Below are 24,120 nucleotides of genomic sequence, written 5' to 3' on the forward strand. Positions count from 1 at the left end.
CACGTCGGAGGGCATGAACAGGGTAGGGGCCGTTGGTATCATGCCCGGACCACCCAGGCGTCCGCCACGGTCACGCCCTGGCCTTCGGCATGAATGATCAGCGGGTTGATCTCGGCCTCCGCCACCTCCTCCAGCGCCGCGAGGCGGGAGGCGGCGACGATCGCCTTCGCCAGCGCGTCGAGGTCGCCCTTCGGCAGGCCGCGCCAGCCCGCGAGCGGCTTCAGCCCCTTCACCTCGGCGATCATGGCGTGGGCCTCGGCCTCGCTGACCGGGGCGGAGCGGAGGGCGGTGTCGCGGTGCAGCTCGGCCATCACGCCGCCCGCGCCGATCAGCACCATCGGACCGGTCTCGGGGTCGCGGCGGAAGCCGAGAATGGCTTCGGCAAGGCCCTTCGCCATCGGCTGGACCAGGAAGCCAGTGATGGTGGCCTCGGGCGCCTTTGCCTTGACGCGGGCGAGCATCTCGGTGGCTGCCGTCTTGAGCGCGGCGGCGTCGGGGATATTCAGCACCACGCCGCCGATCTCGGTCTTGTGGGCGAGGTCCGGGGACAGGATCTTGAGCGCGACCGGGTAGCGCATCCCGTCCGGCACGGCATCAGGCGTGGCCATGGTGGCGGTGCTGCCCGGTAGGCCCAGCGCGGCGAAGAGGGCACGCGCATCCGCCTCATCCGGCCGCGCCGGCAGGACGTGGGTGATGGCGGCGGCGGCCGGGACGCTGCGCGGCGCCTGCCAGTCGAGGAAGGCGCGGATCACGTCGGCGCAGGATTCCGGCGTGCGGAAGGCGGGGATGCCGGCCTCGCCCAGCATGCGCAGCGAGACATCGGCCTGCGGCACGAGGAAGGCCGCGACGGGCTTCGCCAGCCCGGCCTTCGCCGCCCCGAGGATGCCCGCCACCGCATCATGCGGCCGGAACTGTGCCGAGGAGCCGACCACCGACAGGGCAAGGTCGGTGTTCGGGTCGGAGGCGAGCGCGGTCAACGCTGCCTGCACCTTGTCCGCCCGCGTGCCGGCAAGCGTCACGTCGATCATCCGGCCGTGATGCGGCAGGCCGGCCGCCTTGAGGCCGGCGACGGCCGTCTCGTCGGGGGCGGCCGTCTCGATGCCGGCGACGCCCAGGGCGTCGACAGCCATGGCGCCGCCGCCGCCCGTGGTGGTCATCACCGACACAGCGCGCTTCGGCGCGGCGATGGGCTTGCGGCCGATGAACAGGGCCGGCGCCTCCAGCAGCCCCTCGATCATCGTCACGCGGGCGATGCCATTGGCCCGGAAGAAGGCATCGGCCGCGGCATCCGAACCTGCCAGCGCCCCAGTGTGGCTGTTCGCCAACTCGGCCCCGAAGGAGGACCGGCCCAGCTTGTAGGCGATGATCGGCTTGCCGGCCGCATGGGCGCGCCGCGCGGCCTCCGCCAGCAGGTCGGCACGGCGGATGGCTTCGAGGAACAGCAGGATGGCGTCGACCTGCGGGTCGTCCACCAGCATGCCCGCGATCTCGCTGGCGGTCAGGTCGGCCTCGTTGCCCGTGCTGATCAGATGCGAGAAGCCGAGGCCGCGCGCGGCGCCGCGCGCCATGATGGCGCCAAGCATCGAGCCCGATTGCGAGACGAGCGCGAGCCGGCCGGCCGGGAGGCTCTCTGCCTCGAGCGCCGCGTTCACGCTGCAGGCCGTGCGGCTGTTAAGGTTGATCAGCCCCATCGAGTTCGGGCCGAGGATGCGGACGCCGGCGGCCTTCGCCGTCGCCAATAGCCGCGCCTGCCGCGCCTGGCCTTCCGGGCCGGCTTCCGCGAAGCCATCGGCGAGGATGGCGGCGACCGGGATGCCCTTCGCCGCGACATCGGCGATGACGCCTTCGACATGCTCGGTCGCCAGCAGGAGGTAGGCGAGGTCGACCGGGCCGGGGATGTCGGCGATGGAGGGATAGGACTTCTCGCCGAGCACCGTTTCGGCGCGCGGATTCACGGGGTACAGCTCGCCGTCGAAGCCATGCTTGCGCAGATACACCTGCGCACGTGCCGTCAGCCGCGCCGGGTCGGTCGAGGCGCCGACCAGCGCGATGCGGCGGGGATTGAGCAGGGCAGGGGCGAGGGCGGTCATGCGGCGGTCCGGTTCAGCTCGGGCCCTGGGCGACGCAGTCCTCGGGCGGCGCTGCGGGCGGGGCGACATGGATGGCAAGGAAGGCGGGTGCTGCCGCGTCGGCCGGCAGCACGGCGAGGTCGTAGTCATGCAGGGAGATGCCGCCCTCCGCGATGCGCTGCCGTGTCGCGGCGCGGGCGAGCAATTCGCGCGTTGGGCGCAGCACGGCCGCGCGGCTGCCGGGCGGCAGACCGGGCAGGTCTCCGAACAGCACCACCGCTTCCGGTCGCGCCCAGGGCATGTTGGCGGGCAGCCTTTCGAGATGGCGCGCGACCGGCGCGAAGACGCAGGGCGCGGCGCGCAACGGCGCTTCGAGCGCGCCGGTCGGCGGCATGCGTTGCACCGCATCCACCACCACCGGCGGCACGCTGGCCGGTGGCGTTACGGTCACGAAGGGTGCCGGCGCATCCTGCGCCGCGGCGGGCAGGGCGAAGGCGCAGAGCGCCAGGATCGCCGCCCGCCGCAACGCCCGATCCTCAGATCGGGTCCCAGCAGAACACGTCGCCGGACCGCTCCAGCTTCGAGAAGCCCTGGGCGAGCGACGGCAGCGCGTATTCGGCAATGGCTTCCGGCGTCCAGCCATTCTCGCGATGCACCGACTTGATCGGGCGGATCTGGGAATAGACGAACAGCTCGTTCATGCGCGGGGAGAAGATCTGCCCCGTCACGTCCTTCGCCGCGTCCGAGGCGAGGAACACCGCGAGCGGCGCGTTCTTGTCCGGCGTCATCTGCATGATGCGCTCGACGCGGCGCTTCTGTTCCGGCGTCTCCGCGGGGATGGTGCCGGTCATGCGCGACCAGGCGAAGGGCGCGATGCAGTTCGAACGCACGTTGAAGCGCGCCATGTCGAGCGCGATCGACTTCGACAGGCCGGCGATGCCGAGCTTCGCCGCCGAGTAGTTCGCCTGCCCGAAATTGCCGATCAGCCCCGAGGTCGAGGACATGTGGACATAGGCGCCCGACTGCTGCTGGCGGAAATGCGTGGCGGCAGCGCGCGAGACGTAGAAGGAGCCGTTCAGGTGGACGGCGATCACCGCATCCCATTCCTCGGGCGTCATGCGGTGGAAGATCTGGTCGCGCAGGATGCCGGCGTTGTTCACGACGATATCGATGCGGCCGAAATGATCCAGCGCCGACTGCACGATCTTCTGCGCCGAGGCCCAGGAGGAGACGCTCTCGGACGAGATCTCGGACTGGCCGCCATTCTGGGCGATGATCGCCTTCGTCTGCTGCGCGGGCGTGGCGTCCGTGCCCTCGCCGGTCACCGAGGCGCCGATGTCGTTGATGATGACCTTGGCACCCTGGCCGGCCATCATGATGGCGATCTCGCGCCCGATGCCGTTGCCGGCCCCCGTCACGATCGCAACCTTGCCCTCGAGCATGTTCGGCATGCGGCATCCCCTCCGTGGTGTTAAGCCGCTTAAGCTTCTAGACCCGGCCCGGCGGGGCGTGAAGCCGGGTTGCCGGGATGCCGGCCGGCGACCAACATGGGCGACGACCGACAAAGAGGCTTTCGTGGCGCTGGTGACCCTGGAGGGCGTGGGCAAGACCTATCGCGGCCGTACCGGCGCGTGGGAAGCCGTGCGCGATTTCTCGCTCGACCTGGCGGAGGGGGAGTTTTTCTGCCTGCTCGGCACCTCCGGCTGCGGCAAGACCACCGTGCTGAACATGGTCGCGGGGTTCGAGCAGCCGAGCACGGGTCGCATCCTTCTGGACGGCTCCCCGGTGGAGCGGCCCGGCGCCGATCGTGGGGTCGTCTTCCAGGGGCATGACAGCCTCTATGACTGGCTGACGGCCATCGAGAACATCGGCTTCGGCCTGCGACTGCGCGGCATGGGCCGGCGCGACCGCCGCGCGAAGGCGGAGCATTACCTGCATATGGTCGGGCTGGACGGGCAGGGGGCCAAGCATCCGTCGGAATTGTCGGGCGGCATGAAGCAGCGCATCCAGATCGCACGCGCGCTTGCGAACGATCCCCGCATCCTGCTGATGGACGAGCCCTTCGGCGCGCTGGATGCCATGACGCGCGCCGTGCTGCAGGGCGAGCTGTCCCGCATCTGGGCGGAGACGCGCAAGACGGTGCTGTTCATCACCCACGATATCGAGGAAGCCGTGGCGCTCGCGACGCGGGTCGGCGTGATGAAGCGGGGCCCGGGCGGCACGCTGAAGGCGGTGATCCCGGTCGATCTTCCCTTCCCGCGCGAGCGGACCTCCGACGCCTTCATGGCGGCCTTCCGCGAGGTCCATGCGCTGATCCATGACGAGATTCACGGTGCGCACTGAGCGTTTCGCTACGATCGCCGGCTATGTCGCGGGTTTCGTGCTGCTGTTCCTGATCTGGCACCTGGCGGCGGTGTATCTGGTGAAGTCGGTGCTGTTCCCGCCGCCGATCCCGGTGTTCGACCGCGCGGTGGTGCTGATCGAGGACAACATCCTGCAGGAACAGATCGTCGCCTCCATGCGGCGCATCCTGCAGGGCTTCCTGCTTGGCAGCGTCATCGGCATCCCGATCGGCCTCGCCATCGGGTCCTTCCGGATCGTGCGCTGGCTACTGGAACCCTGGACGGAATTCTTCCGCTTCATCCCCGCCGTCGCGATGATCACCGTCGCGGTGATTTGGTTCGGCATCGGGGAGGAGAGCAAGATCTTCCTGATCGCCTACACCACCGTCTTCGTCGTGGTGATCAGCACGGCGGCGGGTGTCGGTGCGGTCGGGCGGGACAAGATCCGCGCGGCGCAATGCCTCGGCGCGTCGCGGTTGCAGGTCTTCGCGCTGGTCGCGCTGCCGGCGACGGTGCCCTACATCCTGACCGGCATGCGGCTTGCCATGGCGAATGCCTTCGTCACCATCGTGGCGGCGGAGCTGATCGCGTCGAATGACGGGCTCGGCAAGCTGCTGTGGGATGCACGCCTGTTCATGCAGGTCGAGGACATCTTCGTCGCACTGGTTGCGCTGGGCCTGCTCGGCTTCTTGACGGACCGGGTATTCCGGCTGCTGATCCGCGCCTTCGCCGGGCGCTTCAATGCCACCGTCTGAGCACGCCTCCGGCGTGAAGCAACTGTTTGAGCACGCCGCCGGCGTGACGGTCTGACAGGGAGACCCGCATCATGAACCGTCGTTCCATCCTCGCGCTGCCGGCCGCGGCCGCCGGTGCCTATGTGCTGCCGGCCGCCGGCCAGTCGCCGACAAAGGTGACCATCGCGACCGGCGTGGACCCGTCCTTCGCCGCCTTCTACGTCGCGAAGGAGGGCGGCTTCTTCGAACGCAACGGGCTCGACGTCACGGTCAATACCGGCCCGTCCGGCTCGGCCATGGTCGCCTTCCTGATCGGCAACCAGATCGCCTCCGCCTACGGTGCCGAACAGGCGGGCGTGTCGGCCAATGTTCGCGACCCGAATGTGGTCGCGGTGGCCGAGGGTGTCGCGCTGCTGCGCTGGATCAGCGTGCTGGGCCGCAACATCACCACCATGGAGGAGCTGAAGGGCAAGCGCGTCGGCGTCGCGCGCGGCACGGGCTCCGAGACCTTCTGGCTGTCGGTCGTCGCCAAGCTGAACCTGAACCCGGCCGACTACACCATCGTGAATGTCGAGGCGCCGGAGATGGTCGCGGCGCTGGAACGTGGGAACATCGACGCCTTCGCGGTGTGGGAACCCTGGCCGACCCGCGCGCAGCGCGCCATTCCCAACACGCACATCCTGGTCAACAACGAGCAGATCCAGATCGTCCGCAACTACATCTACATGAACAAGGCCTGGGCGACGGAAAACCGGCCCGTCACTGAGCGAATCATGCGTTCCTTGATCCAGGCGAGCGACTTCCTCGATTCCAACCGCGAGGATGCCGTGCGCCAGGTCGCGCGCTTCCTGCGCCAGGACCGCGCCCTGGTCGCCGAGCTGATGAACAAGGTCGGCTACCGCATGAACCTGACGGCGGACAGCGTGGCGAACATCCAGCTGGCGATCGACCAGCTGCGCGGCATGAACCGGCTGGACCGGCCTGTGACGACGGCCGATGTGATCTGGGCGGATCCGCTGCGCTGGGTCGCGCCGGACCGCGTGCGGATCTGACCCGGATGGCCGAAGACCGCCGGCTCGCCTCGCTGCAACGCTTCGCCGCCCATGTGGCGGAGGTCGCGCCCATCGACCTGTCGCTGCGACTGTGGGATGGCGCCCTGGTCGCGCTGGCACCGGCGGCGCGCAGCGACCTCGTGGTGTCGATCGCAACGCCGGCGGCGTTGACCCGGCTGGTCCGGCGGCCGCGGCTGACCACCGTGGTCGAGCTGATCGCCGAAGGCGCCGTGGACCTGGAGGGCGGAACGCTTCTTGACCTGTCTGCACGGCTCGGCGGCGGGTCGACACGCGGCATGGCGAAGAAGCTGAACAAGGTGCTGGCGGCAAAGACATTGCTGCCCTTCGCCTTCGGGCCCGGCAGCGGCGGGGCAGGGCACGCCTATGGCGGCAGCCAGCAGGCGAAGCTGGCGGCCGGGCGCGACGACAAGGCGCTGGTGCAGTTCCACTACGATTTGTCGAACGACTTCTATGCGCTTTTCCTCGACCAGGAGCGCGTCTATTCCTGCGCCTACTTCCCCGACTGGGAGGCGGATATCGAGACGGCGCAGAAGGCCAAGCTCGAGATGATCTGCCGCAAGCTGCGGCTGAAGCCGAGCGAGACGATGCTCGACATCGGCTGCGGCTGGGGCGGGCTGGTCTGCCACGCCGCGCAGCACCACGGCGTGCATGCGCATGGCGTGACGCTGTCCCAGGCGCAGCACGATTACGCGGTGGAGAAGGTGAAGCGGCTAGGCCTGGAAGACCGCGTCACCATCGAGCTGCGCGACTTCCGTGAGCTGTCGGGTGTCGAGTTCGACAAGATCGCCTCGATCGGCATGTTCGAGCATGTCGGGCTGGAGAACCGCGCAGGCTACTTCCAGCAGATCCGCGGGCTGCTCCGGCCGCGCGGCATCTACCTGCACCATGCCATCACGCGGCCGATGAAGAAGACCGAGCGTGACTTTCGCAAGAAGCGGCCGGAATACAGCGCCATCGTGAACTACGTGTTTCCGGGCAGCGAGCTGGACCACATCGGCGGCACCGTCGATGCGCTGGAAGCCGGCGGCTTCGAGGTGCATGACGTGGAAGGCTGGCGCGAGCATTACGGCCGCACCTGCAGGCTGTGGACGGAACGTCTGTACGCCAACCGCGCGGCGGCCGAGGCCGAGGTCGGCGCGGCGAAGACGCGGCTGTGGCTGCTGTATCTCGCCGGCGTCTGCCTGGGCTTCGAGCGCGGCACGATCGGCATCTTTCAGACGGTTGCGACGAAGCGGGCGCGTGGGGCTTCCGGCATGCCGCCGACGCGCGCGGACCTGTACGCATGACCGGGCCGGCGTTCCGCCGAGCCACGTCGGCCGACCTGCCGGCGATCGTCGCGCTGCTGGCGGACGACGTGCTGGGCGCCGCGCGCGAGCGGCCCGGTGATCCGGCCTATGACGACGCTTTCGCAGCCATCGACGCCGACCCCAACCAATTCCTGGCGGTCGTCGAGGACGGAGGGCGGATGATCGGCTGCTTGCAACTCTCCTTCATCCCTGGCCTGTCACGGATGGGGCTGTGGCGCGGCCAGATCGAGAGCGTGCGCATCGCCGCCAGTCACCGCGGCGCGGGCCTCGGGCGGCGCATGTTCGAGTGGGCGATCGAGCAGTGCCGGGTGCGCGGCTGCGGGCTCGTGCAGCTCACCACCGACAAGGCGCGGCCGGATGCGCGGCGCTTCTACGAATCCCTTGGCTTCGCGGCGAGCCATGAGGGCATGAAGCTGTCACTCACGACAGTGACGGCACCAGCGCCGCCGCCGCCGGCCTGACCGGCGGCGCGCCTTCGTCTGTCCGCACGTCGAAGGGCGCCGTGTCCAGCAGTTTGTCGAGGTCGGGCGGCGCCTGCATGACCCGCGCGTGCCGGCGCACTAGCCCCGCCGACAGCAGCTCGATGCCGGACAGGTCGAAGGGCGCAACGTCGGTGATGCCGACCGAGGCGAAGTAGTCGAGGAACTTCACATGGTTGCCCTGGATACGGGTGGTGGCGCCGCTGAAATCGGCCCAGACTGCGGGGATGCCATAGGCATGCGCGACGATCAGCCCATGCAGGGATGTCGAGATGATTATCTCACAGGCCAGTACCTCATCGAGGAAGGCCTCGATCTCCTCGGCACCGCAGCGAAGGATGTCGATCTCGGCGACGTCGGGCGCCAGGGAAAGCGGCTCCTCGCCGTGGACGTGGTGCCGGATCAGGCCGAGGGCGTGACGCTTGGTGACCCGAGGATGATATAGCCGCGGCAACAGCAGGGCGGGGTCGCCGTAGATCTCGGGGCAGGTGCCGCCGCTGTCGCGCACCAGCCGGCGGGTCAACGGCCCGCGCACCGCGCAATAGGTCGCGTCGGGACTGAGTCGGTCCGTCAGCCGCGGTGAGCCCGATCCCCAGACCTTGGTATTAGCGCGGGCGAACTTGATCACGGACCCGATGGCGAGCACGCCCGCCCCCGGGGCGACGAAGCGCGGCGGCATGCCGGTCAGGCGGTGCACGAGCCAGGGGTTCAGCACGTCGCCGAAATTGCCGGGATAGGGCTGCTCCATCCACCACAGCGGGACCCGGTCCTTGGGGCGGCCGATCCGTCGCGCCTCGGTTTCGAGCGACAGGCGATACGCCTTGCTGCGCGCGAGACCCGAAGCCGCGGGATCGTCCAGCGCCGCGATCCGCTGCAGCACCTCCGTCGCTAGGTCGAGCCGGCTGGAATCGAGCACGAACTCGAAATAGCCCGACAGGAACTCGCGCAGGCGGCGCGGCTCGGCCTCCGGGACAGCCAGGATCGCCTGGAGCCGCGCCTCGTATTCGCCGAGCGCTTCTTCCAATTGACCTTTCCGGCGCAGGACGCGCGCCAGCGTCCGGACGGCACCGTCATGCCCCTCATCGAGCCGGATCATGCGCTGCAGATAGACCGTCGCCTCGGGCAGCCGGCCCTTGCCGATCTCCTCCTGCGCCAGCCCTTGTAGGCCGGTGAACAGCCGCTGCCGCTCGAAGGCCGCGGCGCGATGCTGCTCGACCTGGCTGATGAAGGACCGAACATTGCCCGACTGTCCTACTTCGAGCCAGGGATCCTCGGCCGGCGCGTCGGTCGACCGGCGCAGGGCGACGCCACCCGGGGAGAGCAGGGTGACGTCGAGGTGGCCCTGGAATTCCCGCCAGGCCTCCTCGAGGAAGTAGTCGTCCGTGGCGCGCAATTCCGACGTCGCCTCAAGCTCGGCGACGCGTGCGGCGAGGCGGCGGCCCGCCTCGGTGTAGTTGAAGTAGAGAAAGGCCGGCACGAAGGTGCGGCCGCGCTGCACCGGGTCGAAATCCTGGAGGCGGGCGAAGTTGCGCAGGAAGGCTGCGAAGTCGCTGCCCAGCCCTTCGAGCACCGGTGGCCGCTTCCGCACGCGGCTGTCGACATCGAGCCAGAACACCGGCGCGCGGTGCTGTTCCAGCTTGCGGCGAATGAAGGCGGGCTTCATCCGGCAGATGTCGGCCCAGTCGCGGCCTTCGGGGGGCTCCACCTCCTCGATGTCGTGCGGCAGGCCCAGGGCGTCGAGGTCCGCCCGCAGCTGCGCCGCGGCATCGTAGTAGTAGCGCCGGCCAGCATAGAAGCTGATGAAGATGGGAGCAGTCACGGCGGTCTCCGGCGCGGGGCGGCTTCAGGGCGCGGCAGCGGGCTGCGGCTGCAGGGCGACCGACGCGGCTTCGGTGCAGAGGATGGCGCGCTGGCGGAGCGCCGGCTCGGCCTCGAACAGCGGCACGGGGGTGAGCCTCCCCTCCCGCGCGGCCAGCAGCAGCCGGCGGGTCAGGCCGATGGTGACGAGCAGGGCGTCGAAGCTGTCTGAATCCGGGGGAATCCCCGGGCGCTCGAGTACCATGACCGCCGGATCAAAGAGGCGCACCGCGCGGTGCGCCAGCGCGATCTCGGTGCCCGCGAGCCGCAGCACGGCGACGGGCTCGGCATCCGCCGCCAGCGCTGCGGCGATGCTGTCGAGCCAGGGACCGTCGGGGTCGAGCTTCACCCGCCGCGCCGCGTCGCCCGGCGACGTCAGCGTGAGTGCGGTCCGTTCGGCCAGCGCCGTACCGTGCCGGCCGAGGCGGCGTTGCACCGCCGGGTGCAGGGCGGGCGGCGGCGGGGCGCCGATCGTCAGCATGATCCCGCCACCGGACAGGAGCTGCGCGCAGGCGTCGACGAGCGCCGCGCCCCAGGGCAGCGGCGGGGCTGCCGGCGCGGGCGGGATGGCGAAGGCCGGCACGGCGGCCATGTGCGCGGAGGCGCGGACCGGCTCCTCCGGTGCGAGAGTACGGCGCCGGCCGAGCGCGGCGGCAAGCCGCCCTTCCGCCGCCAGGGCAGCCCGGCGCTGGGCGGCCACTTCGGCGGGCGCGGCGGGCCGGGCGAGGCGGGCGAGATCCCTTCCGTCCAAGGCGGGGCTCCCGCTCTCGTCCAGCGGCGTCATGGCGCCTGCGAGCGATGGCAGTGCCTGGTTTACCAGCCTGCCGAGCTTGGCCGAGGCATTGCAGACCGTCGCCACCGGGGTGCCGGTGAGCGCGGCGAAGATGGTCCCGTGGAAACGGCTGGTGACCACCAGGTCCGCGGCGGCGTAGGTGGCGATCGCCATGGGCACGCCGAGCGCGGCGAGGTCGATGTGGCGGATGCCGAGGATGCGGGCGGCTTCCGCATGGACCGCCGCATCATCCGTGGAATGGCGCGCGAGCAGGAGCTCATGCGTCTCGCCGACGCTGCGGGCGAGGCCAAGGATGGTGCGTAGCAGCGTCTCGCCCTGCAGCCCCGGCGTCTCGCGTGTGTAGCCGAGCGAGAGCAGCGCGAGCGGCCGCGGGCGCGTCGGGCGCACCACCGGGGCGAACCAGTGCGGTTCGAGCTCGGGCAGGGCGAAGGCCAGATCGGCGCCAAGTTCGACCTGGGCCAGGCCGCAGCCTTCCCGCAGCTCGGTGACATCGGTCCGGTCGCGGGCGGCGATGACGGCGGCACCGGACAGCGCCTCCAGATAGGCGGCGCGGCCGAAGGCGGTGCGGATGCCCTGCGTCCCGACGCCGAGCGCCGCATGCGGCACCCCGCAGTCGGCGGCGAAGCGCAGCGGCGCGGTGTAGTTGGCGGTGTTCGCGATGTCGTTGTCGTAGATGAGGCCGCCGCCGCCCAGCAGGACGAAGCCCGCATCTTCAATGAGGTCGAGCGGACCGTCGGGACCGAGCAGCGACACCTCGTCGAAACCGAGGCGACGGCAGATCGCGGCGGCAGCCAGCGTCACCGCGTCATCGCCGCAATTGCCGAGGTTCCAGGCGGAGGAAACGACGGCTCGCGAGCCGCGGGCGGCGCGGCGCGGCAGCGACTGCCAATGGCGGCAGAAGGCGAGCAGCGGCGCGAGATGGGCCTCGATGCCCGCGGGGGGCTGCGTCGCGCCGCGCCGGAAGACGACGAACACGTCGTTCGCCAGCACGGGGGCGCCGGCGGCGATGGTGGCGGCGAGCCGCCGCCAGCCCAGCGCCCGCAGCATGCCCTTGTGCACGACGACTGCCTCCGCCTGCCCGTCCCCCAGCGCCGAGGCGGCGCAATAGGGATAGGCGACGACGCCCGGAACCGCCTGATGAAGACGATCCACCATATAGTCCGGGCAGATCAGGGGGGTGGCAGGGTGCTCCGCTAGAAATCCAATGACGTCGGCATGTTGCGCATCGAACATGAAATCAGCGTAACGCCGTATGGATGAATTGTCGATAAACAATGCGCGTTATTGGTTTATTAACTGTTGGATGCCGACGCCCTCGTGAGGTGCCGGCGCCCGGTCCGGAAAAGCGCCGTAGACCCTTTTCCGGACGCTCCGCTCAGCTCTTCGCCGCGATGATCGACCCGCTCAGGCTTTCGGGGATCCGCCGCCGCCAGGCCCCCGCATCGACCTGCGTCACGAAGTCGAGCACCGCGCGGTTGAAAGCGTCGGGGTATTCCAGGTTCATGGTGTGCCCGCATTTCGGCAGAACGAGCAGGGCGCTCGTGGGGATCGTGCGCTTCAGATACAGCGCCGGTTCCAGCGTCGGGTCATCCTCGTCGCCCGCGACGATGAGCGTCGGGGTCGTATAGGCGCGGAAGCCCTCCGCAAGGTCGAACAGCGACGGGCGTTCACGCTGCACGCCGTTCATGGTCAGGGCCGAGCCCTCGGTCGAATGTTCGCAGAGCTGGTCGCGGAACTCGGCGTAGCCGCGAGGGTCGGTCTCCTCGAACACCAGGCGAGTGGGGCCGCGGCTGTAGCTCTTGCCGAACTCGGCCATGGTTTCGCCGCGGATGCGGGCGATGGCGCCGTCGGTCTCGGCACGGAACTGGTCGCGCTTGCCGGGCTCGGCGCCATAGCCGACGCCGGCGGCAGTCAGGCTGCGGGCGAGGCCCGGGTGGCGCAGGCCGAGATGCAGCGTGGCGAAGGCGCCCATCGACAGCCCGACGACATGCGCCGGCCCGAGGTCGAGGCCCTTGATCACCGCTGCGATGTCGTCCGTCGCGCGGTCCTGCGAATAGGCCTTCGGATCGCTGGGCACGGCGGAGGGCGGATAGCCGCGTGCACTGAAGGTGATGCAGCGGTAGCGGCGCGCGAAGAACCGCATCTGCGGTTCCCACGACCGCATGTCGCCGGCGAATTCGTGCACGAAGACCATCGGGATGCCGGCGCCGGCCTCCTCATAATACAGGTCTACGCCGTCATCGGTGCGGATCGTCGGCATCTGGAGCCCCTGGAACTGTGGATGCGGCAACGATGGCGAGGGCGGGCGGCGGCGTCCAGATGGGGCGTCAGGTGGGCTCGTCCGCTTCGACCACGGCATGGGCAGCGCGGTCGCGGCCTGCGCGCTTGGCCTCGTACATCAGCGCATCGGCGCGGCGGATCGCATCCTCCGCCGATGCCGGCGGCGTGTGGAACGTGACCGTGCCGATCGACGCGGTCACCGCCCAGCCGGCCTGTTCCATGCGCGAAGCAATGGCCTGGCGCACCCGTTCGGCGATGTCGCGCGCGTCACGCAGGTCGATGCGCCAGAGCACCGCCGCGAACTCGTCTCCGCCGAGACGCGAGGGCTCGTCCTCCCGCCGCAGCGTCGCGGCGAGCTGGGCACCCACGGCGCGCAACACCGCGTCACCCTCGGCATGACCGAAGCGGTCGTTCACCGCCTTGAAGCCATCGAGGTCGAGCATCAGCAGCGAGAAGACCTCCCCGTCGCGTCGCGCGCGCTGGATCGCGCGGTCGAGTGAAGCGAGGAAGCCCACGCGGTTCGGCAGGGCGGTGAGTGAATCGCTCGTCGCCATGGACCGCATGTTCAGCGAGGCGCGGCGCAGTTCGAGCGTCGTCACCACCATGCGCGCCAGGGCGCGCAGCGTGGCGTTGTCGGCGTCGCTCAGCTCGCGCGGTTCGTGATCGAGTACGCAGAGCGTCCCGAGCGCGTGCCCCTCCGCATTCACCAGCGGGACGCCGGCGTAGAAACGCAGGCGGGTCTCGCCGGTGACGAAGGGATTGCCGGCGAAGCGGGGATCCTTCGTGGCGTCCGGCACCACCATCGTGGCGCCGGCGGGTTCGAGGATCGCATGGCCGCAAAAGGAGGTGTCACGCGGGCCTTCCGTAGCCTCGAACCCCGCGCGAGCCTTGAACCATTGGCGGTCCGCATCGAGCAGCGTGACCAGGGCGGTGGGAACGTTCAGCAACCGGCGGGCGAGTTCGGCCACGCCATCGAAACTCTCCTCGCAGGCGGTGTCGAGCACGTCGTAAGAACGCAGGGCGGCTAGGCGCTCGGCCTCGTTCGGCGCCGGGGGTGGGGGAATGAACCCGGCGGCCGTCGCGGCAAGTTGCATCAAGCTGGGGTCCTCCCGATCGGTTCACCAAGTCCATTCTTACTTATGGAGCCTGCGGCTCAGGTCCACCCGTCTTGACTTCATCGAGTCGCGAGCGCATCTGCAATCCGTACCATTCGGGTCCTGATTTTTGGAGGGCAACGGCCGTGCTGCGGCTGTCCAAGCTGACCGACTACGCCGTCGTCGTTCTGGCAAGGCTGGAGGAGGCCGAGGATGGGCGCGTGCTGACCGCGCCCGGGCTCGCCGCCGCCACCGGGCTTGGGGAACCGACCGTCGCTAAGGTGCTGAAGACCCTGTCCCATGCCGGGCTGGTCGAGGGGCGCCGCGGGGCGTCGGGCGGCTACCGCCTGGCGCGGCCGCTGGCCGCGATGCCATTGACCGAGGTGATCGCGGCGATAGACGGCCCCATCGCGCTGACGGCCTGCGTGGACAACGCCGCCGGCTGTTGCGAAACGGAGGACCGTTGCGCGGTTCGCGGCCGGTGGGACCCGGTGAACGATGCCATCCGCCGGACGCTGTCCGGCATTTCCATCGCTGATCTTGCGGGAGCGTCGGCCGTCATGCCGCCGCACGCCGCCGGGGCGCGGCGCCCCGCCACGTTTGCCGCCGAGTAGGACGGAGAAGAGAATGCCTGCCGTCACCGAGACGATTGAAACCGTCCAGTCGGTCACTGAATCCACGTACAAGTGGGGCTTTGAGACCGATATCGAGATGGAGTTCGCACCCAAGGGGCTGAACGAGGACATCGTCCGCTTCATCAGCGCGAAGAAGAACGAGCCCGAATGGCTGCTCGAATGGCGCTTGCGCGCCTTTTCGGCCTGGAAGGCGATGGTGGAACCGCGCTGGGCCGCGGTGAAGTATCCGCCGATCGACTACCAGGACGCGCATTACTACGCCGCGCCGAAGACGAAGGTCGGGCCGAAGTCACTGGACGAGGTCGACCCCGAGCTGCTGAAGACCTATGCGAAGCTCGGCATCCCGCTGCGTGAGCAGGAGATCCTGGCCGGCGTCGAGGGCGCCGGCTCGGTCCCGGCCGAGGGTCGCATGCCGGTGGCCGTCGATGCCGTGTTCGACAGCGTCTCGGTCGCGACCTCCTACAAGGAGCGGCTGGGCAAGGAAGGCATCATCTTCTGCTCGATCAGCGAGGCGGTGCAGGAGCATCCCGAGCTGGTGCGGAAGTACCTCGGCACGGTGGTGCCGCAGGGCGACAACTTCTTCGCTGCGCTGAACAGCGCCGTCTTTACCGACGGGTCCTTCGTCTACATCCCGAAGGGCGTGCGCTGCCCGATGGAGCTGTCCACCTACTTCCGCATTAACGCGAAGAGCACCGGGCAGTTCGAGCGCACGCTGATCATCGCGGATGCGGGGTCGCATGTCTCGTATCTCGAGGGCTGCACCGCCCCGATGCGCGACGAGAACCAGCTTCACGCCGCGGTGGTCGAGCTGGTCGCGATGGATGACGCGACGATCAAGTATTCCACCGTCCAGAACTGGTACCCCGGCGATGCCGAGGGCAAGGGCGGCATCTACAACTTCGTCACCAAGCGCGGGGCCTGCCGCGGCGCGCGGTCCAAGATCTCCTGGACGCAGGTGGAGACGGGGTCGGCGATCACATGGAAGTACCCGTCCTGCATCCTCCAGGGGGAGGATAGCGTGGGTGAGTTCTATTCCGTCGCCATCACCAACAACTACCAGCAGGCCGATACCGGAACGAAGATGTTCCATATCGGGCCGCGCACCAAGTCGACCATCGTGTCGAAGGGCATCAGCGCCGGGCATGGGCAGAACACCTATCGCGGGCTGGTGCGCATCGGGGCTAAGGCCAAGGGCGCACGCAACTTTACTCAGTGCGACAGCCTGCTGATCGGCGATCTCTGCGGCGCCCACACCGTGCCCTACATCGAGAATCGCTGCGTGAGCGCCAAGGTCGAGCACGAGGCGACGACCAGCCGGATTGCCGAGGACCAGCTTTTCTACTGCCGCCAGCGCGGGCTAACGCAGGAGGAGGCGGTCGGCCTGATCGTCAACGGCTTCTGCCGCGAGGTGCTCAAGGAACTGCCGATGGAGTTCGCGGTCGAAGCGCAGAAGCTGCTGCAGATTTCTTTGGAAGGGAGCGTGGGCTGATGCTCCGCATTGAAGGACTGACCGCCGAGATCGACGGCAAGGAGATCCTGAAGGGGATCGACCTGGAAGTGCCGACCGGCGAAGTGCACGCCATCATGGGCCCGAACGGCTCGGGCAAGTCGACGCTGTCCTATGTGCTGTCGGGCCGCGAAGGCTATGAGGTCACGGGCGGCTCGGCGACGCTGGACGGCGTGGACATCCTCGCCATGGAACCCGAGGAGCGCGCCGCTGCCGGCCTGTTCCTCGCCTTCCAGTACCCGGTCGAGCTACCGGGCGTGGGCAACGTCACCTTCCTGCGCACGGCGCTGAACGCCATCCGCAAGGGGCGGGGCGAGAGCGAGCTGGATGCGATGCAGTTCCTCAAGCTGGCGCGCGAGCGGATGAAGGCGCTGTCGATGCCCGAGGACATGCTGAAGCGCGGCGTGAATGTCGGCTTCTCGGGCGGCGAGAAGAAGCGCAACGAGATCCTGCAGATGGCGCTGCTGCAGCCGTCCATGGCGATCCTCGACGAGACGGATTCGGGCCTCGACATCGATGCGCTGAAGATCGTCTCGGATGGCGTCAACGCGATGCGCGGGCCGAACTTCTCGGCGCTGGTCATCACCCATTATCAGCGGCTGCTCGACTACATCGTGCCGGACCGCGTGCATGTGCTGATGCAGGGCCGCATCGTGAAGTCGGGCGGGCCGGAACTGGCTCAGGAGCTGGAGGCGCAGGGGTATGGCGCCGTCCAGAACGCCGCATGACCGCGCCCGTCCCGACCGGCGCCGCGGGCTTCCTCGCCCGCTATGAAGGGCTGAAGGACCACCTGCCCGGCGCCCGCAAGCCCTGGCTGAACACGCTTCGGGCTGATGCCGCCGTGCATTTCGCCGCGCGCGGCTTCCCGACGCGGCGGGTGGAACAGTGGAAGTACACCGACCTCGCCCCCGTCGCGCAGGCGCATTTCGCCGAGCCGCTGACGATGGTCGAAGGCGCGCTGGCGCTGCCCGTGCCGAATGCGGCGCATCGCGCCGTCTTCGTCGATGGGCGCTTCCGGCCTGACCTGTCGGCGCTGGAGGGGCTGCCGTTCCGCGCCGTCGGTCTGGCGCAGCACCTGAACGACGCGGAGACCTTCCTTGGTTCGCTCGCGAAGCCGGAGAGCGAGCCGCTCGCCGCGCTGAATACCATGCTGTTCGAGGACGGGCTGTTCATCGACGTGCCGGATGGCGTCGATGGCGGGTTGCTGGAACTGGTGTCGATCACGGTCGATCCCGGCCGGCCCTTCGCCTTCCATCCGCGGCATCTGTTCCGCCTGGGCGCCGGCGCCTCGCTGACGCTGATCGAGACGGCGACCGGGCGCGGCCAGTGCCTGCACAATCCGGTCTTCGAGATCGACGTCGCCGAGGGCGCGACGCTGACCCACGGCAGGATGCTGCAGGAGGAAGCCACCGTCTTCCACCTGTCCACGATCTACGCGACGATCGCGGGCGGCGGCACCTACGACAACTTCACCGTCGCGGCTGGGCCGCGGCTGACTCGCAACGAGATTCATGCCGCGCTGACCGGCCCCAAGGCCGCCTGCCACATGAACGGCGCGCAGATGGCGGCCGACGGCCAGCATGTGGACACCACCACGGCGCTGGACCACGCGGCGCCGGATTGCGCGTCCCGCCAGACCTACAAGACGGTGCTGGCCGGCCGTGCCCGCGGCGTGTTCCAGGGCAAGATCCTGGTGCGGCGGGAGGCGCAGAAGACCGACGGCTACCAGATGAACCAGGCACTTCTGCTGTCGGAGGACGCGGAGATCGACAGCAAGCCGCAGCTTGAGATCTACGCCGACGACGTGAAGTGCAGCCATGGCGCAACGGTCGGCGCGCTCGATGCCGACAGCCTGTTCTATCTGCGCGCCCGCGGCATCCCGGAATCCCAGGCCAAGGCCATGCTGGTCGAGGCCTTCCTGCACGAGGCTGTGGAAACCGTGTCGGACGAAACGCTGCGCGGGGCACTGACCCGTGCGCTGGATGCCTGGTGGTCACGCCAGGGGCAGGCTGCGTGATGGATACGCTGGCGCCCGCCACCTTTGACGTCGCGCGCATCCGGCAGGATTTCCCGATCCTGTCGCAGCCGCAGGCGCGCGGGCGACCGCTGGTGTTCCTCGATTCCGGCGCGTCGGCGCAGAAGCCGCGCGTCGTGATCGACGCGATGGTCCGCTGCATGGAGACGGCCTATGCCAACGTCCATCGCGGCGCGTACCGGTTGAGCGAACTCGCGACCAATTCCTACGAGGCCGCGCGCGAGGCGACAGCGCGCTTCATCAACGCCGTGGATGCCCGCGAGATCGTTTTCACGCGCAACAGCACGGAGGCGATGAACCTCGTCGCCCATGGGTGGGGCCGCGGCGTGATGAAGCCCGGCCAGGCGGTGCTGATCAGCGAGCTGGAGCATCATGCCAATATCGTGCCCTGGCAGATGCTGCGCGACGACAAGGGCAACGAGCTGCGCGTCTGCCGCATCACCGACAGTGGCGAGCTGGACCTCGACGACCTCGAGATGAAGCTGGCCGACGGCAAGGTCGGGCTGGTCGCCATCGCGCATATGTCGAATGTGCTTGGCACGGTCACGCCGGTCGAACGCATCGTCGCGATGGCGCATGCGCATGGCGCAAAGGTGCTGCTGGACGGTTCCCAGGCCGCGGTGCATCGGCGCGTGGACGTGCAGGCGATTGGCTGCGACTTCTACTGCTTCACCGGGCACAAGCTGTACGGGCCGACCGGCATCGGTGTGCTGTGGGGGAAGCCGGAGCATCTCGACCGCATGCCGCCGATGCTCGGCGGCGGCGACATGATCTCCTATGTGACCTTCGAGAAGTCGGAATGGGCGCCGGTGCCCGCGAAGTTCGAGGCCGGGACGCCCGCGATCGTCGAGGCGGTCGGGCTGCACGCCGCGATCGATTACGTGACCGCCATCGGCATGCCGGCGATCGAGGCACATGAGCGGTCCCTGGTGGACCATGCGACGTCGACGCTGGCGACCGTGCCGGGGCTGACGCTGCTGGGTGCCGCGCAGGATCGCGGTGGCGTCTTCGCCTTCGCGCTGGATGCGGCGCATCCGCACGATCTCGCGACGCTGCTCGACCGCGCCGGCATTGCGGTGCGCGCGGGGCGGCATTGCGCGGAGCCGCTGCATACCCGCTTCGGCCTCGAAAACGGTACCACGCGCGCCTCCTTCGGCCTTTACACGACGCGGGAGGAGATCGACATCCTGGCTCAGGCGCTGACCGAAGCGCGGGAGTTCTTCAGATGAGCGGGTTGTTCGACGATCTGCGTGATCTCTACCAGGAAGTCATCCTCGACCACGGCCGCAAGCCGCGTAACTTCCGCCGGCTGGACGATGCCGACGCCACCGCCCGCGGCGACAACCCGATGTGCGGCGACCGGATCGAGCTGTTCATCAGGCGCGCCCCGGATGGCAGCATCGCCGACGCCGCCTTCCAGGGCCGCGGCTGCGCCATCTCCACTGCCTCCGCCTCCCTGATGACCGAGACGGTGAAGGGTAAGACGGCGGATGAGGCGAAGGATCTGGGCGCGAAGTTCCGCGAACTTGCGATGACGGGCGTCTGCCCCGATTGCGGTGCGTCCTTCGCCGATGAAATGGAGCGCCTGGCGCCGCTGTCGGGCGTGCATGAGTTTCCGTCCCGCGTGAAATGCGCGACGCTGGCCTGGCACACGCTGAACGCCGCGCTCGACGGGGCGAAGGAGGCGAGCAGTGAGTGATCCCATGACGGAAACCCGCGCATCCTGGACCCCGGACGGCGAGGTGCGACCACCCGCGCCGAAGGTGGACGAGGATGCGGTGATCGGCGCGATCTCCACGGTCTATGATCCGGAGATCCCCGTCGACATCTATCAACTCGGCCTGATCTACGCGATCGAGATCGAGGATGGCGGCAAGGTGAAGGTCGAGATGACCCTGACCACCCCGTCCTGCCCCTCGGCGCAGGAACTGCCGAGCCAGGTCGAGGAATCGGTCCGTGCCATCGAGGGCGTGACCGACGTGCAGGTCGAAGTCGTGTGGGACCCGCCTTGGGACCAGTCGCGCATGAGCGAGGATGCCCGCCTCGCGCTGAACATGTACTGAGGGGGGGAGGCCCGCGATGAACATCTCCGTCGAGGCACCGCGCGCCCGCCGCGCCCTGCCGCCGCTGATGACGCTGACCGACGGCGCCGCCGACCGCCTGCGTGCCCTCTACGCCCGTGGCCAGCAGGGCAAGCTGCTGCGCATCGGGGTGAAGACCAAGGGCTGCTCAGGCCTGTCCTATGACCTGTCCTGGGCGGACGAGGCTGCGCCCAGCGATGAGGTCATCACCGACAAGGACGTGACGGTCCTGATCGACCGCAAGGCGACGCTGTTCCTGATCGGTACGGTCATGGACTACGAGGTGAAGGCGATGACCGCGGGCTTCACCTTCACCAACCCGAACGAGAAGGGCCGCTGCGGCTGCGGCGAATCCTTCCACGTCTGACGGGAGGTCAGACCACGCTCGACCAATCCGCCGGCACGAAGCGGAATCCGTTCCCGACCTTCGCCACATGGCCGTTCCCCGGGAAGGGGTAGTGATAGCCGGTGACCCGGATCCGATCTGTCGCCGCCATATCGAGCACACGCCGCCGCGTCGCTGCCGCCGCATCGCCGTCGAAATCGAAGACGATCTGCCAGTCGGGGTTCGCCATCATGATCTCGGGCCGGTTGGTCACGTCGGCCAGGAACATCATTTCCGCATTGCCGTCCGCGACGCGGAAGATGGTGTGGCCCGGCGTGTGGCCCGGCGCGGCGATCGCGGTGATGCCGGGCACCACCTCTCCCGGCTGAAAGGGCGTGACGCTGCCCTGATAGGGGGCGAAGCGCCGCGCGACGTTGGCGAAGGTGCCGCGCTGGCCTTCGGGGCTGCGCGTGGCGTTGCCGGCATCCGTCCACCAGGCCCATTCTGCGGCGGGCACCAGTAGTCGGGCATTCGGAAAGGCGCGGCCGCCCTCGGCGTTCAGCAGGCCGTTCACATGGTCGCCGTGGAAATGGCTGAAGATCACATGCGTCACGCGCGCGGGGTCGATACCGGCGGCGGCCATATTGGCCATCAGCCGCCCGGCGGTAGCGCCGGCCGGTGTCACGCCGTTGCCGGTGTCGAAGATGGTGAGCATGTCGCCGCGCTGCACGACGGTGACGGTGAAGGGAATCACCGTGCTGTCGGCCGGCAGCAGGACCGCCGCGGCGGCGGCCTGGACATCCGATAGCGGCGCATTGCGGACGAAGCCGTCCAGGGGGCGCGCGGCGAATCCGTCGCTGAGCGTCGTCACCACGATGCCGCCCACGCGGAACCGATAGAAGCCCGGGGCCTGCTGGATGGAGGTGGCGGGCGCCTGGGCGGCCCCGGGGCGGTGCAACGCCGACGCGGCGATGAGCCCGCCGGCGGCGGCCAGGGTGTGGCGGCGAAACAATGCCATGAATGGTCATCCTTTCGTGGAACTGGCGGTGGAATCATGATGCGCTGCCGCTGCGGCGCAAGGGGTCCGATCTTGCAGCCATGGGTTGCCAGCGGGCTCCAGCAGTGTAATTTTGTAGACGGGGCAGATCGCGTGTGAACAGGGTCCAAGGAATACCGGTGCCAAAGGATAATCCGCCCGAGCCGTTCGAGACGTCCCGAGGGGGCCTCGTGCCCCGCTTCCTATCCTGGCTGTTCGCCACCGCCCCGCGCCAGAGTCGCGTTGCTGTTCACGGCACGCATGAGGAACTGTTCCGCATGCGTGGCGAACTTGCCGTTCTTCGCGCCGCGGTCGAAGCTGTCAGGGCAGAGGTCGGCCGACGAGACGTCGCGACGCTCGAGGAATTGCTGCGCACCGGCAATCGCCGCGAGATCGAGGCGTTGATCCGCGACCGCACTCAGACCGTGCCGCTGCCCGACGGTTCCGTGCTGTGCCGCGCGCTCGGCCGCTTCAAGATGTTCACCGATGCCGCGGATGCGGGCATCGCGCCGCATCTGCTGCTCGACGGGTACTGGCAGTACTGGGTCACGGAGTTCGTCTGCCGGAATGTCTCCCGCGGCGAGACCGCCTACGACGTTGGCGCCATCTACGGCTATTGGAGCCTCGTGCTGGCCGACCTCGTCGGCACCGAGGGCCGCGTGGTGGCGCTCGAGGCGAACCCGTGGCTCAACTGGTTGCTTCGTCGCAACATTATCGTGAACGGGCTGGGCGGTATCATCACTGCGAAGCGCATCGCCGCAGCCGAGGCGGCACATGAATCGATCAGCATGCCGGCCCTGCTGATTGGCCCGGCCAATGGTCCTTTCGCGACCGCCTTCAGCACCGAGGGCCCCCGCCCGCAATTCACCACGCCGGCCAAGCCGCTGGAGGATATCGAGCCCGGCAGCGTCGACTTCATGCGCATCGGTGTGGCGACGCGGGTCGAGCGCGTGGTGGCCGGGATGGGCGGCCTGCTGGACCGCAGCCCAGGGCTGCGTATCCTTCTCGACTTCGACGCGACGCGCTGCGCCGATCCGGCAGCGGTGCTCGCCTCCCTGGAGGCGCGCTTCCCGCTGCGCTTCGTGGACGGGGATTCCCGTGCCAAGGCCTGTTCGATCGCGGAACTGCTCGGCCGCCGGCGGGTCACGACGCTCTATCTGTCGCGCACGGATCCCCGCTGAGGCGCCCGCGCGAAGGCGACCACGGCTTCGAGCTGTGCCGAGTGGACGAACTGGTCGATCGGCGTCGCAGCGGCCAGCGTCCAGCCGGCCTGAGCGAAGGCCCGCGCATCGCGCGATAGCGCCGCCGGGTTGCAGGAGACGTAGATGACGAGCGGCACCGCGCTGCGCGCCAGCAGCGCCACCTGCTCCGCCGCCCCGGCATGGGGCGGGTCCAGCACCACCGCGGCGAAGGGGGCCAACTCGGCGACGGTCAGGGGCTGGCGGGCCAGGTCGCGACGGGTGGCGCTGAGCGGCACGCCGGCCCGGCCGGCAGCGGCGGCCAGGGCGGAAACGGCCGCCGCATCCCCCTCGAAGGCCGCGACCCGGCCGCGCGTGGCAAGCGGGAGGGAGAGGGTGCCGAGCCCGGCATGGAGGTCCGCGATCCGCCCGCGCCCGGCAAGCTTCGCCGGCAGGGCGGCGAGCACCGCGGCGATGATGGCGGCCTCGCCATCCGGGCTCGCTTGCAGGAAGGCGCCGGGGGCCGGGGCGAGGGCTGCGCCGGACAGGGTGATGGCTACCGGCCCTGTCTGCGCCGCGATCTCAGCCGCACCGTCCTTCAGCGCCCAGGCGATGCGCGGGATGCCTGCCTCCTGCGCGAAGGCGGCGAGGGCGACCCGTTCGGTCGGGGAGAGCGGGCCGTCCGTGCGCAGCAGCACGTCCGGCCCGGTGTCCAGCAGGTTCACGACCGCCGAACCGTCGCGCCGCAGCGCACCGAGGCGACGCAGCATCTCCCGCAACGGCGCGATCAGCGCGGCGAGGCGCGGGTCCACCACCAGGCATTCCCTGATGTCCAGCACCTCGCCGCTGCCGGCCCGGTGAAAGCCGAGCCGGATGCCGTCGGGGCCGCGCCGGACCGCGAAATCGGCGCGTCGGCGGCGGCCGGGCGGCGTGCTGACCGTGTCCGCCACGGCGGCGTCGGGGAAGCCGCCCCGCGACAGGGCCTCGCGCAGGCGGTCGTGCTTCCAGCCCGCCTGGGCGGCCGGCGCCCAATGCTGCACGGCACAGCCGCCGCAGCCTTCGGCGAAATGCGGGCAGGGCGGCACGACCCGGTCGGGGGCGGGCCGCAGGATCTCAACGAGCCGCGCGGGCACGCCGTCGCGCCGTCGCGGGCCGAGCTCCGCCCGGACCTGCTCGCCCGGCAGGGCGCCGGGGACGAAGGCGGTGCCCCCGCCGGGCAGCGGTGCGATGCCGTCGCCGCCGGAACCGACGGCGGTGACCGCCAGTTCAGCGATGTCCGTCATGTGGGTGTCCCG

23 protein-coding genes are annotated in these 24,120 nt (G+C 69.4%); 14 read left to right on the top strand and 9 right to left on the bottom strand.

Annotated elements, in window-relative coordinates; all coding sequences use genetic code 11:
- Positions 1–38: 38 nt before the first annotated feature.
- The 3 genes from GXW78_RS25815 to GXW78_RS25825 are packed head-to-tail and all read right to left on the bottom strand — an operon-like array spanning position 39 to position 3,520.
- On the bottom strand, positions 39–2,090 hold the full coding sequence (locus GXW78_RS25815; protein ID WP_211871796.1) for an acetate--CoA ligase family protein: 2,052 nt from the start codon (positions 2,088–2,090) through the stop codon (positions 39–41).
- Positions 2,091–2,103: 13 nt separating this feature from the next.
- Positions 2,104–2,595 (bottom strand): hypothetical protein, encoded by a 492-nt coding sequence (locus GXW78_RS25820; protein ID WP_211871797.1) that lies wholly within the window; start codon positions 2,593–2,595, stop codon positions 2,104–2,106.
- Positions 2,596–2,605: 10 nt separating this feature from the next.
- Positions 2,606–3,520 (bottom strand): SDR family NAD(P)-dependent oxidoreductase, encoded by a 915-nt coding sequence (locus GXW78_RS25825; protein WP_246522643.1) that lies wholly within the window; start codon positions 3,518–3,520, stop codon positions 2,606–2,608.
- 124 nt (positions 3,521–3,644) lie between these two features.
- Here GXW78_RS25825 and GXW78_RS25830 point away from each other — a divergent pair, with 124 nt between their 5' ends.
- From GXW78_RS25830 to GXW78_RS25850, 5 genes are all read left to right on the top strand, one after another.
- Complete coding sequence (locus GXW78_RS25830; protein ID WP_211871798.1) at positions 3,645–4,412, top strand: ABC transporter ATP-binding protein; 768 nt, start codon at positions 3,645–3,647, stop codon at positions 4,410–4,412.
- On the top strand, positions 4,387–5,166 hold the full coding sequence (locus GXW78_RS25835) for an ABC transporter permease (protein WP_211871799.1): 780 nt from the start codon (positions 4,387–4,389) through the stop codon (positions 5,164–5,166). The genes GXW78_RS25830 and GXW78_RS25835 overlap by 26 nt, the downstream gene beginning before the upstream one ends.
- Positions 5,167–5,237: 71 nt before the next feature.
- Positions 5,238–6,197 carry an ABC transporter substrate-binding protein gene (locus GXW78_RS25840; protein WP_211871800.1) on the top strand — a complete coding sequence of 320 codons (960 nt, stop codon included), beginning with the start codon at positions 5,238–5,240 and terminating at the stop codon, positions 6,195–6,197.
- Positions 6,198–6,202: 5 nt separating this feature from the next.
- Positions 6,203–7,504 (top strand): SAM-dependent methyltransferase, encoded by a 1,302-nt coding sequence (locus GXW78_RS25845; RefSeq protein ID WP_211871801.1) that lies wholly within the window; start codon positions 6,203–6,205, stop codon positions 7,502–7,504.
- Positions 7,501–7,986, top strand: coding sequence for a GNAT family N-acetyltransferase (locus tag GXW78_RS25850; protein ID WP_211871802.1), 486 nt, complete (start codon positions 7,501–7,503; stop codon positions 7,984–7,986). Before GXW78_RS25845 ends, GXW78_RS25850 begins: the two co-directional genes overlap by 4 nt.
- Here the strand turns inward: GXW78_RS25850 and GXW78_RS28555 are convergent.
- The 4 genes from GXW78_RS28555 to GXW78_RS25870 all read right to left on the bottom strand — a co-directional run bounded on the left by GXW78_RS28555 (position 7,946) and on the right by GXW78_RS25870 (position 14,028).
- Positions 7,946–9,823, bottom strand: coding sequence for a polysaccharide pyruvyl transferase family protein (locus tag GXW78_RS28555; protein WP_211871803.1), 1,878 nt, complete (start codon positions 9,821–9,823; stop codon positions 7,946–7,948). The genes GXW78_RS25850 and GXW78_RS28555 overlap by 41 nt on opposite strands.
- Positions 9,824–9,847: 24 nt before the next feature.
- Positions 9,848–11,809, bottom strand: a complete 1,962-nt coding sequence (locus GXW78_RS25860) for a polysaccharide pyruvyl transferase family protein (RefSeq protein WP_211871804.1) — start codon at positions 11,807–11,809, stop codon at positions 9,848–9,850.
- A 220-nt stretch (positions 11,810–12,029) separates the two neighbouring features.
- Positions 12,030–12,914: an alpha/beta fold hydrolase gene (locus GXW78_RS25865; protein WP_211871805.1), complete on the bottom strand. Its 885-nt coding sequence runs from the start codon at positions 12,912–12,914 to the stop codon at positions 12,030–12,032.
- Between the two features lie 67 nt (positions 12,915–12,981).
- A complete protein-coding gene (locus GXW78_RS25870; protein ID WP_246522647.1) occupies positions 12,982–14,028 on the bottom strand; it encodes a GGDEF domain-containing protein in 1,047 nt (348 codons plus the stop codon).
- Positions 14,029–14,174: 146 nt separating this feature from the next.
- Between GXW78_RS25870 and GXW78_RS25875 the strand changes: the two genes are divergently transcribed.
- The 8 genes from GXW78_RS25875 to GXW78_RS25910 are packed head-to-tail and all read left to right on the top strand — an operon-like array spanning position 14,175 to position 20,653.
- Complete coding sequence (locus GXW78_RS25875; RefSeq protein WP_211871807.1) at positions 14,175–14,642, top strand: SUF system Fe-S cluster assembly regulator; 468 nt, start codon at positions 14,175–14,177, stop codon at positions 14,640–14,642.
- Positions 14,643–14,655: 13 nt separating this feature from the next.
- Complete coding sequence (gene sufB / locus GXW78_RS25880) at positions 14,656–16,152, top strand: Fe-S cluster assembly protein SufB (protein ID WP_211871808.1); 1,497 nt, start codon at positions 14,656–14,658, stop codon at positions 16,150–16,152.
- Positions 16,152–16,898 (top strand): Fe-S cluster assembly ATPase SufC, encoded by a 747-nt coding sequence (gene sufC, locus GXW78_RS25885; RefSeq protein WP_211871809.1) that lies wholly within the window; start codon positions 16,152–16,154, stop codon positions 16,896–16,898. The genes sufB and sufC overlap by 1 nt, the downstream gene beginning before the upstream one ends.
- Complete coding sequence (sufD, locus tag GXW78_RS25890; protein ID WP_211871810.1) at positions 16,895–18,187, top strand: Fe-S cluster assembly protein SufD; 1,293 nt, start codon at positions 16,895–16,897, stop codon at positions 18,185–18,187. The genes sufC and sufD overlap by 4 nt, the downstream gene beginning before the upstream one ends.
- Positions 18,187–19,434, top strand: a complete 1,248-nt coding sequence (locus GXW78_RS25895; RefSeq protein ID WP_211871827.1) for an aminotransferase class V-fold PLP-dependent enzyme — start codon at positions 18,187–18,189, stop codon at positions 19,432–19,434. Before sufD ends, GXW78_RS25895 begins: the two co-directional genes overlap by 1 nt.
- Positions 19,431–19,904 carry a Fe-S cluster assembly sulfur transfer protein SufU gene (sufU, locus tag GXW78_RS25900; RefSeq protein WP_456307091.1) on the top strand — a complete coding sequence of 158 codons (474 nt, stop codon included), beginning with the start codon at positions 19,431–19,433 and terminating at the stop codon, positions 19,902–19,904. The genes GXW78_RS25895 and sufU overlap by 4 nt, the downstream gene beginning before the upstream one ends.
- Before the next feature lie 4 nt (positions 19,905–19,908).
- Positions 19,909–20,268, top strand: a complete 360-nt coding sequence (locus GXW78_RS25905) for an SUF system Fe-S cluster assembly protein (protein WP_211871811.1) — start codon at positions 19,909–19,911, stop codon at positions 20,266–20,268.
- Between the two features lie 16 nt (positions 20,269–20,284).
- Entirely contained in the window at positions 20,285–20,653 is a 369-nt protein-coding gene (locus GXW78_RS25910; protein WP_211871812.1) for a HesB/IscA family protein, read from the top strand.
- 7 nt (positions 20,654–20,660) lie between these two features.
- Here GXW78_RS25910 and GXW78_RS25915 read toward each other — a convergent pair whose 3' ends face one another.
- Positions 20,661–21,629, bottom strand: coding sequence for an MBL fold metallo-hydrolase (locus tag GXW78_RS25915; protein WP_211871813.1), 969 nt, complete (start codon positions 21,627–21,629; stop codon positions 20,661–20,663).
- Between the two features lie 158 nt (positions 21,630–21,787).
- On the opposite strand from GXW78_RS25915, the gene GXW78_RS25920 reads away from it, so the two are divergent.
- On the top strand, positions 21,788–22,828 hold the full coding sequence (locus GXW78_RS25920; RefSeq protein ID WP_211871814.1) for a class I SAM-dependent methyltransferase: 1,041 nt from the start codon (positions 21,788–21,790) through the stop codon (positions 22,826–22,828).
- On the opposite strand, the gene GXW78_RS25925 is transcribed toward GXW78_RS25920, so the two are convergent.
- Positions 22,801–24,108 carry a class I SAM-dependent RNA methyltransferase gene (locus GXW78_RS25925; RefSeq protein WP_211871815.1) on the bottom strand — a complete coding sequence of 436 codons (1,308 nt, stop codon included), beginning with the start codon at positions 24,106–24,108 and terminating at the stop codon, positions 22,801–22,803. The genes GXW78_RS25920 and GXW78_RS25925 overlap by 28 nt on opposite strands.
- Positions 24,109–24,120 lie beyond the last annotated feature (12 nt).

This window comes from Neoroseomonas terrae (assembly GCF_018129025.1).
In the GTDB taxonomy this organism is placed as follows: Bacteria; Pseudomonadota; Alphaproteobacteria; order Acetobacterales; family Acetobacteraceae; genus Neoroseomonas; species Neoroseomonas terrae.

What these genes read in the sequence shown, in the direction of transcription:
- GXW78_RS25870 (WP_246522647.1), bottom strand. Translation starts at nt 14,028, where the DNA reads ATGCAACTTGCCGCGACGGCCGCCGGGTTCATTCCCCCACCCCCGGCG.
- sufB (WP_211871808.1), top strand. Translation starts at nt 14,656, where the DNA reads ATGCCTGCCGTCACCGAGACGATTGAAACCGTCCAGTCGGTCACTGAA.
- GXW78_RS25865 (WP_211871805.1), bottom strand. Translation starts at nt 12,914, where the DNA reads ATGCCGACGATCCGCACCGATGACGGCGTAGACCTGTATTATGAGGAG.
- GXW78_RS25905 (WP_211871811.1), top strand. Translation starts at nt 19,909, where the DNA reads ATGACGGAAACCCGCGCATCCTGGACCCCGGACGGCGAGGTGCGACCA.
- GXW78_RS25910 (WP_211871812.1), top strand. Translation starts at nt 20,285, where the DNA reads ATGAACATCTCCGTCGAGGCACCGCGCGCCCGCCGCGCCCTGCCGCCG.
- GXW78_RS25840 (WP_211871800.1), top strand. Translation starts at nt 5,238, where the DNA reads ATGAACCGTCGTTCCATCCTCGCGCTGCCGGCCGCGGCCGCCGGTGCC.
- GXW78_RS25895 (WP_211871827.1), top strand. Translation starts at nt 18,187, where the DNA reads ATGGATACGCTGGCGCCCGCCACCTTTGACGTCGCGCGCATCCGGCAG.
- sufC (WP_211871809.1), top strand. Translation starts at nt 16,152, where the DNA reads ATGCTCCGCATTGAAGGACTGACCGCCGAGATCGACGGCAAGGAGATC.
- sufD (WP_211871810.1), top strand. Translation starts at nt 16,895, where the DNA reads ATGACCGCGCCCGTCCCGACCGGCGCCGCGGGCTTCCTCGCCCGCTAT.
- GXW78_RS25815 (WP_211871796.1), bottom strand. Translation starts at nt 2,090, where the DNA reads ATGACCGCCCTCGCCCCTGCCCTGCTCAATCCCCGCCGCATCGCGCTG.
- GXW78_RS25845 (WP_211871801.1), top strand. Translation starts at nt 6,203, where the DNA reads ATGGCCGAAGACCGCCGGCTCGCCTCGCTGCAACGCTTCGCCGCCCAT.
- GXW78_RS25925 (WP_211871815.1), bottom strand. Translation starts at nt 24,108, where the DNA reads ATGACGGACATCGCTGAACTGGCGGTCACCGCCGTCGGTTCCGGCGGC.
- GXW78_RS25825 (WP_246522643.1), bottom strand. Translation starts at nt 3,520, where the DNA reads ATGCCGAACATGCTCGAGGGCAAGGTTGCGATCGTGACGGGGGCCGGC.
- GXW78_RS25860 (WP_211871804.1), bottom strand. Translation starts at nt 11,809, where the DNA reads ATGGTGGATCGTCTTCATCAGGCGGTTCCGGGCGTCGTCGCCTATCCC.
- GXW78_RS25915 (WP_211871813.1), bottom strand. Translation starts at nt 21,629, where the DNA reads ATGGCATTGTTTCGCCGCCACACCCTGGCCGCCGCCGGCGGGCTCATC.
- GXW78_RS25835 (WP_211871799.1), top strand. Translation starts at nt 4,387, where the DNA reads ATGACGAGATTCACGGTGCGCACTGAGCGTTTCGCTACGATCGCCGGC.
- sufU (WP_456307091.1), top strand. Translation starts at nt 19,431, where the DNA reads ATGAGCGGGTTGTTCGACGATCTGCGTGATCTCTACCAGGAAGTCATC.
- GXW78_RS25850 (WP_211871802.1), top strand. Translation starts at nt 7,501, where the DNA reads ATGACCGGGCCGGCGTTCCGCCGAGCCACGTCGGCCGACCTGCCGGCG.